Origin of the sequence: Allorhizobium pseudoryzae, assembly GCF_011046245.1 — a bacterium.
Taxonomy (GTDB): Bacteria; Pseudomonadota; Alphaproteobacteria; order Rhizobiales; family Rhizobiaceae; genus Neorhizobium; species Neorhizobium pseudoryzae.
Genome location: NZ_CP049241.1, coordinates 318,851 through 332,430 on the forward strand (window position 1 = coordinate 318,851; position 13,580 = coordinate 332,430).

Consider the following 13,580-nt stretch of genomic DNA (forward strand, 5'->3'; position numbering starts at 1 on the left):
AAAGGTACGGCCGTGATCCCAGTCCGGTTGCCGACGATTAGACGGCGAACAGCAGGAGGAGAGCTACGAGCAGCGAGAAGATGCCCAGAGCTTCCGTAACGGCGAAGCCGAATACCAGACGGCCGAACTGGCTGTCAGCGGCAGACGGGTTGCGCAGAGCGCCGGAGAGGTAGTTGCCGAAGATGTTGCCGAGGCCGAGAGCCGTGCCGGCCATGCCAAAGCAAGCCAGACCTGCGCCGATGAACTTTGCTGCTTCCGCTTCCATGTGAATGCTCCTTCGAATGGGGTTGTTGCGGCGGATGACTGACGCTTCAATACGCCAATGTCGCTCCTCAGTGGCCGCCCGGATGGACTGCGTCGTTGAGGTACATGCACGTCAGTACCGCAAAGACGTAGGCCTGCAGGAAGGCTACGAGGAATTCGAGACCGGTCAGAGCGACCGTCATGATCAGGGGCAGGATCGCGCCACCGATTCCGATTGCGCCGAGGGTTCCAAGCGAGGCAACGAAGCCTGCGAACACCTTCAGCGTGATGTGACCCGCCAGCATGTTGGCGAAAAGACGAACCGACAGCGAGATCGGGCGGGACAGGAAAGAGATGATTTCGATCGCGACGACGAGCGGCAGAAGCACGCCCGGAACACCGCTTGGAACGAAGACGTTCAGGAAGTGGAAGCCGTGCTTGTAAAAGCCGTAGACCACGACCGTGCCGATGACGAAGACCGCCAGCGCAAAGGTCACGATGATCTGGCTCGTCACGGTGAAGAAGTAAGGGAACATGCCGAGCAGGTTCGCGGTCAGCACGAACATGAACAGCGTGAACACCATGGGGAAGAATTTCATGCCATGGCTGCCGGCGCCTTCGCGCAGCATGGAGGCGATGAATTCATAGGACATTTCCGCAACCGACTGCGAGCGGTTCGGGATCAGCCCGCGGTTGGCGGTCGAGAAATACAGGAAGCCGGCTGCGCAGGCGACCGTTGCGACCATGAACAGGGACGCATTGGTGAACGAGAAATCCATACCGCCGATCTCAATCGGGACGATCTTCGAGATCTGGAACTGATGGGTCGGATCGTTTGCCACCGCTCTACCTTCTTTCTTGCCTATGATCTGCCAAAACGACAGATCGTTCTCATGGGTCTATCCGGGTTTTGCCCGGCACTCAGTGCGCGTCCTGGTCATCCTTCACACCGGGCCGCAAAGGCTCGGGCTTGGCGACCATGCCGACGGCACGGAGCACATTCAAAATTCCGGCACAAAAACCGAGAAGAAGAAGAATGATCATCCCCCACGGCGCAGTGCCGACAAAACGGTCGATCAGATAACCCAGCATGGCACCAACGGCCACCGCGGCTATGAATTCGGAAGATATCTTCAACCCGAGGGCCATGCCTTTGCGGCTTTCCTCGGATTGCATCTCCCTGGCTCGCTCCGCAGCCTCGCCCTGTTTTCGTCCGGCCAGCTTGGCAGACAAATTCTTCCGGCGTTGCTCCAGACTATCGTCCCGGTCTTCCGTCATCAGCGCATCCTCCAGGCCCCGTCCGAACCACCCCGGTCCGAACCACTCTCTAAGCCCTGGAAATTAGCGCCTTCAGGCCCGTTTTGAAGTCGCGCGCACCATAGTTTTGCGCGCATCCATAGTCAAGGCGTCGCAAGACGCTCATCCAGAACAAATTAACCGATAAATTTCAGCGCTTTAAGCCACAACCGACGAAAGTTGCGACACACCGCCCGGGGAATCGGTGGCGTTTAGCTCCAGCCACCGCCATAGGTGCGATAAAAGACGTGCAGGCCAATGCGTCCGACCTTCTTCATGGTCCGGGCCCAGTTCGGCCGCACATAGACGGCATGATAGTGGGTGGAGGAACCGACCTCCTTCAGCCAGATCTTTCCCGCCGTCACCGCAAGCGCCACTTCGCGGGCCATCGCCCAGTGCTCCTTCGAGCGGATACGATCCCGGATATTGTCGCAGGCAAAGGAGAACTGGCAGCGGTTGCGCCAGTCCTCGTTCTGGTAGACCACGCCGCAGATCGTGTCGGGATAGGCCGGGTTGCGCACGCGGTTGAGAATGACCTGGGCAACGGCCGCCTGGCCCTTCACCGATTCTCCGCGCGCTTCGAAATAGATGCCGGAGGCAAGGCACTGCTGCTCCTTGGCGGAAAACACCGCCGGCGGCAGCGGGGTCGCCGCCCAGGCATGATCCTCCGGGCTGATCTCCGGCACGAAGCGGCCATTGTCCTTCTTCTCCGTCAAAATCGCATCGAAGGGCGACTGGCGGGCGAAATCGGGCTTCGACGGCGCATAGGCGGTTGCCAGCACATCCGCATGGTCATTGGTCACCAGGCTTGCCACCATGGGCGAGAGCGGAATGTCCGGCGTCTTCTTTTCCTCGCGACGGAAATAGAAGGAGGCAAGCTGCACCTGTTCAGCGCTCTTCGGTGCCTTGGCAAAGGCCACCAGCTCCGTCTTCTTCGCAGGCGGATCGAGCAGCGAACTGGAGCGCTGGAGAATGGAGCCAGCCGAAAAGGCCTTTGGCGGCTGCATGGGTTCGACGGCGACCACCCTGCCCTTCTTCTCCGTCCGGCGCACGCGATCCTCATCCGGCGTCTGGTCGGCATTCTTCTCCGGTGCGTTGAAGGCAATCTTGCGGCCATCGGGCAAGGACATGCCGGCATTGGCAATCAGCCGCGCCTCGCCTTCCGGAAAGTTCAGTTCGGCCGCATGCAGGGAACCGGCGGGCGAATTGGTCAGCACCATCCGCCATTGCATGCCGGACCGGTCGAAACCGGCCAGCAGGTCGGCCAGATCCCCCTGCGCCGGAATGGACGGGAAGATCAGCCAGGCGGCCAGACCGAAGATGACGGGGGATGCCCAGCGGTCCATGACGGACGGGCGGGACTTTCTGCTACTCCGCGAACGCACAGACGCAACTCCAAGACACTTTCACTCTTGGAGGAAAACAATGTGGGATTAACCTAAATGGAGGGTTAACGCCCGGAAATCCGGGCGCTTGCGGCATCAGATTTTGCTTAAATAATAACGTGGGACCCCAGTTCCACCACGCGGTTCGCCGGCAGGTGGAAATAATCGGACGGATCGATCGCCGTGTTGGCAAGCGCGATGAACAGCCGGTCCTGCCACATGGGCATGCCCGATTCCGCATCCGGCACCAGTTTGCGGCGGCCGAGATAGAAGGAGGTCGACATGATATCGAATTTCAGGCCGCATTTCCGCAGGTAACCGAGCGCCTGCGAGACGTTCTGCGACTGCATGAAACCGAAGCGCAGTTCGATCAGCGTGAATCGGTCCGTCAGCTTGGTAATCGTGAACGAATTTTCCGCCGCAACGCGCGGCTTGTTTACCGTGCGGATCGTCAGGATGACGTTCTTTTCATGCAGGACGTGATTGTGCTTGAGGTTGTGCATCAGGGCGGCGGGCGCCGATTCCGGATCGCTGGTCAGGAAGATGGCGGTTCCCGGCACGTTGACCGGCGCGTGTGCGCTCCGGGCCTCGATCGACCGTTCGATCGAGGCGGCAAAGGTCGCGAGCGGCACATCCGCCCGGCGGGTCTTTTCTGCCAGAATGCTGGTGCCGCGCTTCCAGGTCCACATGACGATGGTAAAGACGATCGCGATCAGCACCGGCACGTAGCCGCCATCATGGATCTTCAGGAGGTTGGCACCGAGGAAGACGAATTCAAGCGAGAGCAGCGGTAAAAGCGTGATGAAGGCGACGCTGCGCGGCCAGTTCCAGCGCTTGCGCACGAATTCGAACGCCATCAGCGTGGTGACGACCATCGCGCCGGTCACCGATATGCCGTAGGCGGTGGCGAGCGCATCGGAGCTTTCAAAGCCAAGCACAAGGGCGAGAACACCGATCAGCAGGACAATATTGACGCCCGGCAGAAAAATCTGCCCCGTATTGGTCTCCGAGGTGAACAGGATCTCCATGCGCGGCAGGTAGCCGAGATGGATTGCCTGGCGCACCAGCGAAAAGGCACCGGTGATCACCGCCTGGCTGGCAATGATGGTGGCGGCCGTCGCCAGGATGACCATCGGCAACAACGCCCAGGAGGGGAACATCAGGAAGAAGGGGTTCTGCATCGCGTCCGGCTGTTTCAGCACGAAGGCGCCCTGCCCCAGATAATTCAGCGTGAGGGCCGGAAACACCAGCACCAGCCAGGCCCACTGGATCGGCTTGCGGCCGAAGTGCCCGAGATCGGCATACAATGCTTCGGCACCGGTTACCGTGAGGAACACCGCCCCCAGCACGACGATGCCCACGAAACGTTCCTGCACCATGAAGGCGATCGCATAATAGGGGTTAAACGCCAGCAGGATCGTTGGATCATCAAAGATGTGCGAGGCGCCGGCAACCGCCATGGCGACAAACCAGACGGCGGTGATCGGTCCGAAAAAGCGCGCCACCATGCCGGTGCCCTGGGACTGGATGGCAAACAGCGCAATCAGGATCACCATCGAGATCGGCAGCACCGCTTCATCGAAGGCCGGCGTGACGAGCTTCAAACCTTCCACCGCCGACATGACCGAGAGCGCCGGCGTGATCATCGCATCACCCATGAAGAGTGCGGCGCCGATCAGACCCAGCACCATCAGCGTCGCCCTGTGGCCGCCGGCGGTCTTCATCAGCATGGCGAGCAGCGAGAGCGTGCCGCCTTCGCCATCGTTATCGGCGCGCAACAGAAAAAGGACGTATTTCAGCGTGACGATGATCGTCAGCGTCCAGATCATCAGGGAAATAATGCCGATGATTTCGTATTGCGTGACGCCATCGGCGGAAACCGGCCGCAACGCTTCGCGAAACGCATAGAGCGGGCTGGTGCCGATATCGCCGTAGACGACGCCGACCGAGCCGAGCGCAAGGCCGAGGAATTTCTTCAGGCTTTTCTCGTCATGCGCATGTTCATGATGGATTTCGGACATCCCGGCCATCTGGCTCGTCAGAGCCAGCCTTTCCAGCGGAAGAAAAAGAAGGGCACGACCGCGGAAATGATCATCGCGACGAGTGCCATGGGATAACCGAAGCTCCAGCCGAGCTCCGGCATGTGTTGAAAGTTCATGCCATAGATCGAGGCGACCAGGGTCGGCGGCAGGAAGACCACCGAGGCAATCGAGAAGATCTTGATGATGGCATTCTGCTCGACATTGATCAGCCCGAGCGAGGCATCCAGCAGAAACGAAATATTGGCCGCGACAAACCCGACATGCTCGGAGAGCGACGCGACGTCGCGCGCCACCGTCTTGCAGAGCTTCGCGGTCTCCTTGTCACTCGTCACGGCATGGGTGTTCATGAGAAAGGTGAGCACCCGCGACAGGGAGCCCAGACTATCGCGCACCTTGCCGATCAGCCGATGACACTCGGCGATCTCCGCGAGCTTACCTTCGAGGAATTTTGGCGGACGGCGTTTGCCGCGGTCGCGGAAGATTTCGGAGGACAGCGTATCGATCCGGCCGATGGCCGTCTCGAGGATTTCCGCGGTGCGGTCGGCAATCGTCTCCAGGAGATGGGCGAGCACAGCACAGCCATTCGCCATGTCTTCCGGCACGCGCCCGAAGGCTGCGACGAACAGATGGAACGACTTCGGCTCCGCATACCGCACGGTGAGCAGCCGGTCGCGCGCCAGGATGAAGGCGACGTCCGTCAACTGCGGATCATCGGTATCGGCACGCCAGACCAGCGAGGCGGTCATGAAGACGCTCGCTTTTTCCACGTAGAGACGGCTCGAGGGTTCGATGTCCTTCAGTTCGTCACGGGTCGGCACGGAAATATCCAGCAAGCCTTCGACGAAACGATCCTCTTCCGGCGTCGGGTGCAGAAGGTCGATCCAGACGATATCATCGGCAAGCGGTGGCGAGGAATGATCCGGAGTGAGGACCGTCTCAGACCCGTTGGCGCGGTAGGCTTTGATCACGCAGCGTCTCCGTGCCGGCGCCCGATTAACCGACACAATTGAACGTTAGGGCCAGACATCAGTTCCCTCGTCCCAAGCGGGATGCGCCTATACGCCTCGCCGTGACCGAATGCAAGCGACACCCCGATTCGCCTCGTGCAGAGGGTTAATCGAAAACGATGGCGGGTGCTGCCCGCAACGGGCGGCCCGTGAGTTCCTGCCACACGCGGGCGGCGATCTCGCGGTAGATACGCGCAGCCGGACCGGAGGGATCTGAGACGACGACCGGCGTGCCGGCATCCGATTTTTCGCGGATATCCATGGTGAGCGGCACCTCGCCGAGGAACGGCACCTTGATGCGCTCGGCTTCCGCCTTTGCCCCGCCATGACCGAAGATATCGTAGCGCGTGCCGGTATCGGGCGCGAGGAAGTAGCTCATATTTTCGATGATGCCGAGGAGCGGCACCTCGACCTTGCGGAACATGGCAATGCCCTTGCGCGCATCGATGAGCGCCAGATCCTGCGGGGTGGAGACGATGACGGCGCCGGCGAGCGGCACTTGCTGCGCCATCGTCAGTTGCGCATCTCCCGTGCCGGGCGGCATATCAACCACCAGAACGTCGAGTTCGCCCCAGGCGACTTCGCGCAGCATCTGCAGGATGGCGGACTGGACCATCGGCCCGCGCCAGATCATCGCCGCCTCTTCCTCGACCAGGAAGCCCATGGACATGGCCTTCAGGCCATAGTTTTCCATCGGCACGATGATCCTGTTCTCGATCTGCTGCGGCCGGCCGGAAATCTTCAGGAGCCGCGGCACCGACGGACCGTAGATATCGGCATCCAGCAGGCCGACCTTCAAGCCGTTGGCGATGAGGCCGAGCGCGAGGTTGACCGCAGTCGTGGACTTGCCGACGCCGCCCTTGCCGGAGGCGACCGCGATGATGGCGCCGACACCCGGCACGCCGGCCTTCTGCGGCCGCTGGCCCTGTCCGGGAGGGGCGGCATGCGTGTGGCCATGCCCCTGCTGCGGGCGGGGCGGCTGAGGTGCGGCGGCGCGCGGTGGCGGCGCGCTGCCAGCCTTGCGGTCTGCCGTCAGCGTCACGAGCGCGCCCTTGACCCCCGGGATATCCTTGACCGTGCGCTCGGCGGCCATGCGCAGCGGTTCCAGTTCCTGTGCCCGTTCGGAGGGCACGGAGATCGAGAAATAGACCTTGCCATCGGCAATGAACACATCGGAAACCATGTTTCTCGACACGATATCGCCTTCCAGATCCGGACCGCGCACCCGGCGCAATGCCTCGATCACGGTTTCCTTCGTCACGTCGGCCATGGTCACTCCCTGCCATCTGTCAGTCTGCTGCTGCACGTCAGGCAGCGGCGGCTTCTGCTGGAAAGACATATAGGTGCTGGCGCAGGGAAGGAGCAACAGGTTTCGGCCCCCAGTGACGCAGCGCCGCCCCCTCCCCCGGTGCCGAACTGCGGGAAAACGGCACAGAAAGAAGCCGCCGTTCAGACCTGCTGCGACACAATCGCGCGCATGGGCTGAACGGCGGCTTTTCTTTTGTCGCGCCTCTTGGGACGCTTTTTTTAAGTCCCCTCTGGACCTGCCATTCAAGATGCAGGATGCGTGCCAAGTGGTTTGGGGCGGAGAAACCGTCAAAAAGCCAAGAATACAAACTGTATAGCCAAGAAGTGCGCCGCAAATTTATGCAGCGCATCAAAAAGCAGCAGCAAGACCGCTACTTTACCAGCCCCAGCCGGAAACCCTTGGCCACCGCCTGGGTGCGGTTAACGGCATCCAGCTTGCGTGTCGCACGGTTCAGATAGTGATTGACCGTGTGTTCGGACAGGTTGAGGATTTCAGCGATTTCGGCGCTGGTCTTGCCGGCAGCGGTCCAGTTCAGACAATCCAGCTCCCGCTCACTGAGCGCTTCTGTCGTGCGCACATCGATGGCGCAGATGGACGACAGCTTCTCGTAAACATGCGCGGCCAGATGCGCGAGCTCCATGACTTCCTGCGGCACCAAAGGCGCCCGGCTGCCGAGAAAGCCCACCACACCACGCTTTCCGCGAACGTCATGAACGGGGATGGCAATCCCGCCGGTGAGAGAGAATTGCGCAAAGACATCCAGCGCATGGGGCAGACTTGGCTCTTTTTCAATCTCATAGCAGATCGGCAAGGTCGTTTCGCGCAACCTATGAAGCAAAGGACTGGACTGCAACAATTTATACTTGTCGAAGAGCGCAATGAACTCTGCCGGAAGATTGGTTACGATCGTACTCGCGGCAAGATCAAGAACCGTGCGCGGCGGCAGTGTAAAGACGACGAAATATCGGAAACCATATTCTTCCGCAACACTCCGCATCAGACGCAGGATGTCGAATTGTGTATCCATCCTGCGAATATCTGAAATGGCGTCATGCAACGAAAATTTTTTCTTCAGCGAGGACCGGAGATCCATTTCAAGAGCCTTTTATTAAACCAGCCAATTCTATCAATCCTCGGTTTAGAGGAGCTGGTTCTTGCGCAGTTCACGCGATTTGACTTATTTTGAAACACAGTATCGGAATTTCTTCTCACAAAACAGTTGGTTATTTGATCTATGAAAACTTGTAGGAACGGCTGAGGGATCAGCGTGGCGCCAGAGCCACATCCAGTTCCGCTTCGATCGATGCTGCGATGGAGCAAAGCGGTCTCACCCATTCCTGCATCTGCTCCTCCTGCGCGCGAAAGGCCGGCGCGGTGACAGAAATCCCGCCGACAAAACCGCGCGAGGCCGCACAGACGGATGCCGCCACGCAGCGGATGCCAGCCTGGTGCTCCTCCCGATCGAAGGCAAAACCCTGGACCCGGATAGTCCCGATTTCCGCCAACAGGATTTTCGGATCTGTGAGGGTCTGCGGCGTGAAGCGGACAAACCGTATGGCCTCCGCCATGCGCTGGAGCTTATCATCCTCGAGCGTCGAGAGCGCTGCCTTGCCGATGCCGGTACAATAGACGGGCGAGGCGTTGCCGACCTGCGAGTGCATCCGCACGGCCTGGCGACTTTCAAGCTTGTCGAGATAAATGATATCCGTGCCGCGCAGGACACCGAAATGGACGGTCTCTCCGGTCAGTTCCTGCAGGCGGCGCAGATGCGGTTCCGCAATCTTGCGGGCGGAGTTCCTGGCCCAGACCTGCGACGCGAAACTGAGAAGGCGCAGTCCACCCGTGTACGTGCCATCCGGGGAAAGATCGAGCAGCCCCTCCAGAACGAGATGCCGCAACTGGCGGTGCAGACTGCCGCGCGGCTGGTCCGTCAGGCGCAGGATATCGCTGAAGCGCAGCGGCTGCTGCGCCGAGCAGACGAGTTCGACCAGCGCAATGGCTTTGCCCAGCGTTCCAGTCTCAGCCGCCGATGCCACCTGTTCCGCAGGTTTCGGATCATCCGCAGTGTCCGCGGGCGTTTCACGGCGCTTGGTCATGGTGGCCTCTGCAGCGGCATGGTTGACGCTTGACAGAGAACAGGATTAATCGCTTTATTCCAGATAGTCAAACATAGTTCCAAATAATGGAACAGGAGCCTGCAATGGCTGATTTCACACCCTCTTTTCCGGACCTGCGCGACCGCGGTGTCCTCATTACCGGCGGCGGCTCGGGCATTGGCGCCGCCTTCGTCCGCGCCTTTTGCGGCCAGGGAGCAAAGGTCGCCTTCATCGACATTTCCGAGACGGCAAGCCGGGCGCTTGTCGAATCGCTGAGCGAAACGGCGCGCCATCCTGTCCTCTATCTGAAGGCGGACCTGCGCGATGTGGACGCGATCAAGCATTCCGTCGAAACGGCGGCTTTAGCCTTCGGTGGCCTCGGCGTTCTCGTCAACAATGCGGGCTGGGACGATCGCCACGAGCTTTCTGCCGTGACCGAGGATTACTGGGACGACAACCAGGCGATCAACCTGAAACAGATGTTCTTTGCGGCGCAGGCCGCCGCCCCGCATCTCATTCGCGACGGGCGCGGTGCCATCGTCAACCTGTCGTCGATCGCCTTTCTGCTCAACATGGGCAGCCTGCCGAGCTATGCCGCGGCCAAGGCCGGCATTCTGGGGTTGACGAAAAGTCTCGCCGGGCGGCTTGGGCCGGAGGGTGTGCGGGTGAACGCGATCCTGCCCGGCATGGTCGTGACCGAACGGCAGAAGGAACTCTGGCTGACGGAGGAGAGCATCGCCGCCATGCTTGACCGCCAGTGCCTGAAACGTACCCTTCTGGCGGAAGACATGGTCGGCCCGTGTCTTTTCCTCGCCTCGTCCGCCTCGGCCGGCATGACGGCCCAATCGATCATCGTTGATGGAGGAACCCTGTAAATGAGTGAAGCCGCTTACGTGGCCGTGGACTGGGGTACCTCCAGTTTCCGGCTCTGGCTGATGAGCGCCGATGATACGGTGCTCGCCGAACGCCGCAGCGGCGAAGGCATGACGACGGCTGCGACGATCGGCTTTGCCGAGGTGCTGAACGGGCATCTTGGCGCCGTCTCCGCGCCCTCCTCGCTGCCGGTCATCATCTGCGGCATGGCCGGCGCCCGGCAGGGCTGGGTGGAAGCCGGTTATGTGGATGTGCCGGCCAAGCTGTCCGCCGTCCTCACCGGTGCCGTCTCCGTCGAAGGACAGGGGCGCGACATCCGCATCCTGCCGGGCATTGCCCAGCGACAGGACACGGCACCGGACGTGATGCGCGGTGAAGAAACGCAATTGCTCGGCTCGGCAGACACCGCGCTGTCCGAACGGCTGGTCTGCATGCCGGGCACCCATTCCAAATGGGTGAACGTGCGCGACGAGACCGTGACCGCCTTCTCCTCCTTCATGACGGGCGAAGTGTTTGACGTGCTGGCCAAGCAGTCGATCCTCAAGCACGCGGTTGCGGAGGCCGGCAGCTTCGACGGCGATCATCCGAGCTTTGAGGCCGCCGTGCGGGCCGCGAGCGCCAATCCCGCCATGCTGACCAACCTGATTTTCACCGTGCGCTCCGGCCAGTTGCTGCACGGACTGGACGCGACCGGGGCTGCGGCACGCCTCTCCGGCACGCTGATTGGCGCGGAAATCGCCGGCGGGCTGTCGATTGCCGGTCCCGATGCAACGGTGCAACTGGTGGCGTCCGGACGGCTGCAGGGCCTTTATGAGGCGGCTCTTCGCGCCAAGGGGCTTGCCTATCAGACGGTAGATGCCGATCTTGCCGTTCGTCGTGGCCTTTCCGCCGCCGCCCAATCCCTTTTCTTCTCAAGCGAAAGATGAACGGCATGACCCGCATTCCCTTTCCTCCGATGCAGCGCCCCCTCGTCGCGATCCTGCGCGGTTTGAAACCCGAGGAAACCGAGGCAGTCGTCGGCGGCCTGATCGAAACCGGCTTCACCGCCATCGAAATTCCGCTGAACTCGCCCGACCCGTTCCGGTCGATCGAGATCGCCGCGAAACTGGCGCCGGCCGACTGCCTGATCGGCGCCGGAACCGTGCTGACGGTCGAGGATGTCACCTCGCTTGACGCCGCCGGCGGGCGGCTGATGGTGAGCCCGAATGTCGAACCCGCCGTCATCGAGGCGGCTGCCGCGCGCGGTATGGTGACGCTGCCCGGCTGCTTCACGGCCACGGAAGCGCTGGCCGCGGCGCGTGCCGGCGCCACGGGGCTGAAATTCTTTCCCGCCAGCGTGCTTGGCCCCTCCGGCATCAATGCCATCCGCGCCGTTTTGCCGAAGGATCTGGTGATTGCCGCCGTCGGTGGCGTCTCGGAAACCAATTTCGCCGATTACATCAAGGGCGGCATCACCGCCTTCGGTCTCGGCTCCAGCCTTTACAAGCCCGGCATGAGCGCCAAGGACGTTGTTGCCCGCGGCATGGTGACCATCGAGGCCTATGATCGTGCGATGGGAGAAGCGGCATGACGGAAACGATCGCATTCCAGGGCAAGGCGCTCTGCCCGTCGAGATCCGAGCTCGGCGAAGGCCCGACCTACGATCCGCACACGGATACGCTCTACTGGTTCAATATTCTGGGCAAGGAACTGCACGAACTGTCGCTGTCCAGCGGTCAGAAGACAGTGCACGCCCTTCCCTTCAAGGCGAGCGTGCTGGCCCGCATCGACGGCGACCGGCAACTGATCGCCTCCGAACGGGGCCTGATGATCCGCGACGTCCGGACCGGCGCGTTTGACCTTCACGTCGAACTGGAACCCGCCCATATGGGCAACCGCTCCAATGACGGACGCGTGCACCCCTCCGGTGCCTTGTGGATCGGCACGATGGGGCTGAAGGCCCAGGATGGCGCGGGCTCGATCTATCACGTGGCGCAGGGCACGGTGACGCGCCTCTTCACCGGCATCAGCATTCCAAACGCCATCTGCTTCTCCGCCGACGGGACGACCGGTTATTTCACCGATACCCGCGTCAACAGAATCATGCGGGTATCGCTTGATCCCGCGACCGGCCTGCCCGCCGGCGAGGCACAAGTCTTTGCCGATACGAGCGGTCGGCCGGGAGGCTCGGATGGCGCCGTGTGCGACAACGAGGGCAACGTCTGGAATGCCCGCTGGGGACAGTCCTGCATCGAGCGCTATGCGCCGGACGGGGAATTGATCGCCCGTTATGCCCTGCCGACAAGCCGCGTCTCCTGCCCGGCCTTTGTCGGCGCGAAGGCCGACCGCCTGGTGGCCACCACCGCCTTCGAAGGCGCAACGGCCGAAGAGAGGCAGTCCGATACGCTGGCCGGTACGCTGTTCGACCTCGGGATCACCGTCTCCGGTCGGCATGAACCGGCCTATCGCCTCTGAATCTGCTCGCCTTTTCCCTCGCGTGGAGGGGCGCACCTAACTGATGATAGGCGGAAATGTTCCGGCATTTTCCGCCTATTTTTTCACCACACTGCCTCGGAACCAACCTCCATCGGCTCGCATTGAAGGCTCGAACCGGCGCGGCAAACACCTAGCGCCGCGCTTCGAAAGCAACCGAAGAAAGGTAGGTTCGAGATGAAGAAGACATTTGGCACCCTGGCAGCCGCCGCTGTTCTCATGGCTTCCACTGCAGCTGCTCCGGCACTGGCACAGACGAGCACGACGAACCCGGCCACGCCGGCAGCACCCTCTGCCCAGACGGACACGATGAAGCCGAACGCTACCGGCTCGATGAACTCCACCACCGGCGCTTCCGGCACGATGGGCACGACCGACAGCGCAAGCACCACCGGCGCCGCGTCGGGCGAGTATCTGACCATGCAGTCTGAAACGCAGGTCAGCGCCAATGATTACATTGGCAAGGCCATTTACAACGGTGAAAACAACTCGATCGGTGACGTCAACGACCTCATCCTCGAAGAAAACGGCGGCATTGCTGCTGTTGTCGTCGGCGTGGGTGGTTTCCTCGGCATCGGCGAAAAGAACGTCGCCTTGCCGATGAGCAAGGTCAACATGACCCGTGACGACAACAATCAGGTTCGCCTGACGACGACGGAAACGGCCGAAATGCTGAAGTCCGCGCCGGAATTCAAGACGCTGGACGACCAGGCATCGATGGATGGCACCACGACATCCTCGACCACGGCTCCGGCTGCTGGCGGCGCAACCGCTCCGGCAACCACGACCCGTCCGTAACGGTCGATCCCTCTCTCGGGATGCTGAAGGGTGGCGTAATCGCGCCGCCCTTTAGTGCG

General features: G+C 61.5%; 14 protein-coding genes. 5 read left to right on the forward strand and 9 right to left on the reverse strand.

Translation table 11 applies throughout. The annotated features are described in order from the left end of the window. Nucleotides 1-37: 37 nt before the first annotated feature. The 9 genes from G6N78_RS01750 to G6N78_RS01790 form a co-directional block, all read right to left on the reverse strand. A complete protein-coding gene (locus tag G6N78_RS01750; protein WP_010026583.1) occupies nucleotides 38-265 on the reverse strand; it encodes a F0F1 ATP synthase subunit C in 228 nt (75 codons plus the stop codon). Between the two features lie 67 nt (nucleotides 266-332). Next, nucleotides 333-1,085, reverse strand: coding sequence for a F0F1 ATP synthase subunit A (locus tag G6N78_RS01755; protein WP_165215101.1), 753 nt, complete (start codon nucleotides 1,083-1,085; stop codon nucleotides 333-335). Nucleotides 1,086-1,164: 79 nt separating this feature from the next. Then, on the reverse strand, nucleotides 1,165-1,521 hold the full coding sequence (locus G6N78_RS01760; RefSeq protein WP_165215104.1) for an AtpZ/AtpI family protein: 357 nt from the start codon (nucleotides 1,519-1,521) through the stop codon (nucleotides 1,165-1,167). A 230-nt stretch (nucleotides 1,522-1,751) separates the two neighbouring features. Then, nucleotides 1,752-2,885 carry a cell wall hydrolase gene (locus G6N78_RS01765; protein WP_165215106.1) on the reverse strand — a complete coding sequence of 378 codons (1,134 nt, stop codon included), beginning with the start codon at nucleotides 2,883-2,885 and terminating at the stop codon, nucleotides 1,752-1,754. 146 nt (nucleotides 2,886-3,031) lie between these two features. After that, nucleotides 3,032-4,945: a potassium transporter Kup gene (locus G6N78_RS01770; RefSeq protein WP_165215109.1), complete on the reverse strand. Its 1,914-nt coding sequence runs from the start codon at nucleotides 4,943-4,945 to the stop codon at nucleotides 3,032-3,034. 17 nt (nucleotides 4,946-4,962) lie between these two features. Then, complete coding sequence (locus G6N78_RS01775) at nucleotides 4,963-5,934, reverse strand: magnesium transporter CorA family protein (RefSeq protein WP_165215111.1); 972 nt, start codon at nucleotides 5,932-5,934, stop codon at nucleotides 4,963-4,965. 145 nt (nucleotides 5,935-6,079) lie between these two features. Then, a complete protein-coding gene (locus G6N78_RS01780) occupies nucleotides 6,080-7,243 on the reverse strand; it encodes an Mrp/NBP35 family ATP-binding protein (RefSeq protein WP_165215114.1) in 1,164 nt (387 codons plus the stop codon). Between the two features lie 409 nt (nucleotides 7,244-7,652). Further along, complete coding sequence (locus G6N78_RS01785) at nucleotides 7,653-8,375, reverse strand: helix-turn-helix transcriptional regulator (RefSeq protein WP_165215116.1); 723 nt, start codon at nucleotides 8,373-8,375, stop codon at nucleotides 7,653-7,655. 169 nt (nucleotides 8,376-8,544) lie between these two features. Beyond that, nucleotides 8,545-9,378 (reverse strand): IclR family transcriptional regulator, encoded by an 834-nt coding sequence (locus tag G6N78_RS01790; protein WP_165215119.1) that lies wholly within the window; start codon nucleotides 9,376-9,378, stop codon nucleotides 8,545-8,547. A 104-nt stretch (nucleotides 9,379-9,482) separates the two neighbouring features. Between G6N78_RS01790 and G6N78_RS01795 the strand changes: the two genes are divergently transcribed. The 5 genes from G6N78_RS01795 to G6N78_RS01815 all read left to right on the forward strand — a co-directional run bounded on the left by G6N78_RS01795 (nucleotide 9,483) and on the right by G6N78_RS01815 (nucleotide 13,521). Then, nucleotides 9,483-10,253 carry an SDR family NAD(P)-dependent oxidoreductase gene (locus tag G6N78_RS01795; RefSeq protein WP_234905857.1) on the forward strand — a complete coding sequence of 257 codons (771 nt, stop codon included), beginning with the start codon at nucleotides 9,483-9,485 and terminating at the stop codon, nucleotides 10,251-10,253. Further along, complete coding sequence (locus G6N78_RS01800) at nucleotides 10,254-11,177, forward strand: 2-dehydro-3-deoxygalactonokinase (protein WP_165215124.1); 924 nt, start codon at nucleotides 10,254-10,256, stop codon at nucleotides 11,175-11,177. 5 nt (nucleotides 11,178-11,182) lie between these two features. Beyond that, on the forward strand, nucleotides 11,183-11,821 hold the full coding sequence (locus tag G6N78_RS01805) for a 2-dehydro-3-deoxy-6-phosphogalactonate aldolase (protein WP_165215126.1): 639 nt from the start codon (nucleotides 11,183-11,185) through the stop codon (nucleotides 11,819-11,821). Then, nucleotides 11,818-12,705 carry an SMP-30/gluconolactonase/LRE family protein gene (locus G6N78_RS01810; RefSeq protein WP_165215128.1) on the forward strand — a complete coding sequence of 296 codons (888 nt, stop codon included), beginning with the start codon at nucleotides 11,818-11,820 and terminating at the stop codon, nucleotides 12,703-12,705. The genes G6N78_RS01805 and G6N78_RS01810 overlap by 4 nt, the downstream gene beginning before the upstream one ends. Nucleotides 12,706-12,900: 195 nt before the next feature. Beyond that, complete coding sequence (locus G6N78_RS01815) at nucleotides 12,901-13,521, forward strand: PRC-barrel domain-containing protein (RefSeq protein WP_165215130.1); 621 nt, start codon at nucleotides 12,901-12,903, stop codon at nucleotides 13,519-13,521. Nucleotides 13,522-13,580 lie beyond the last annotated feature (59 nt).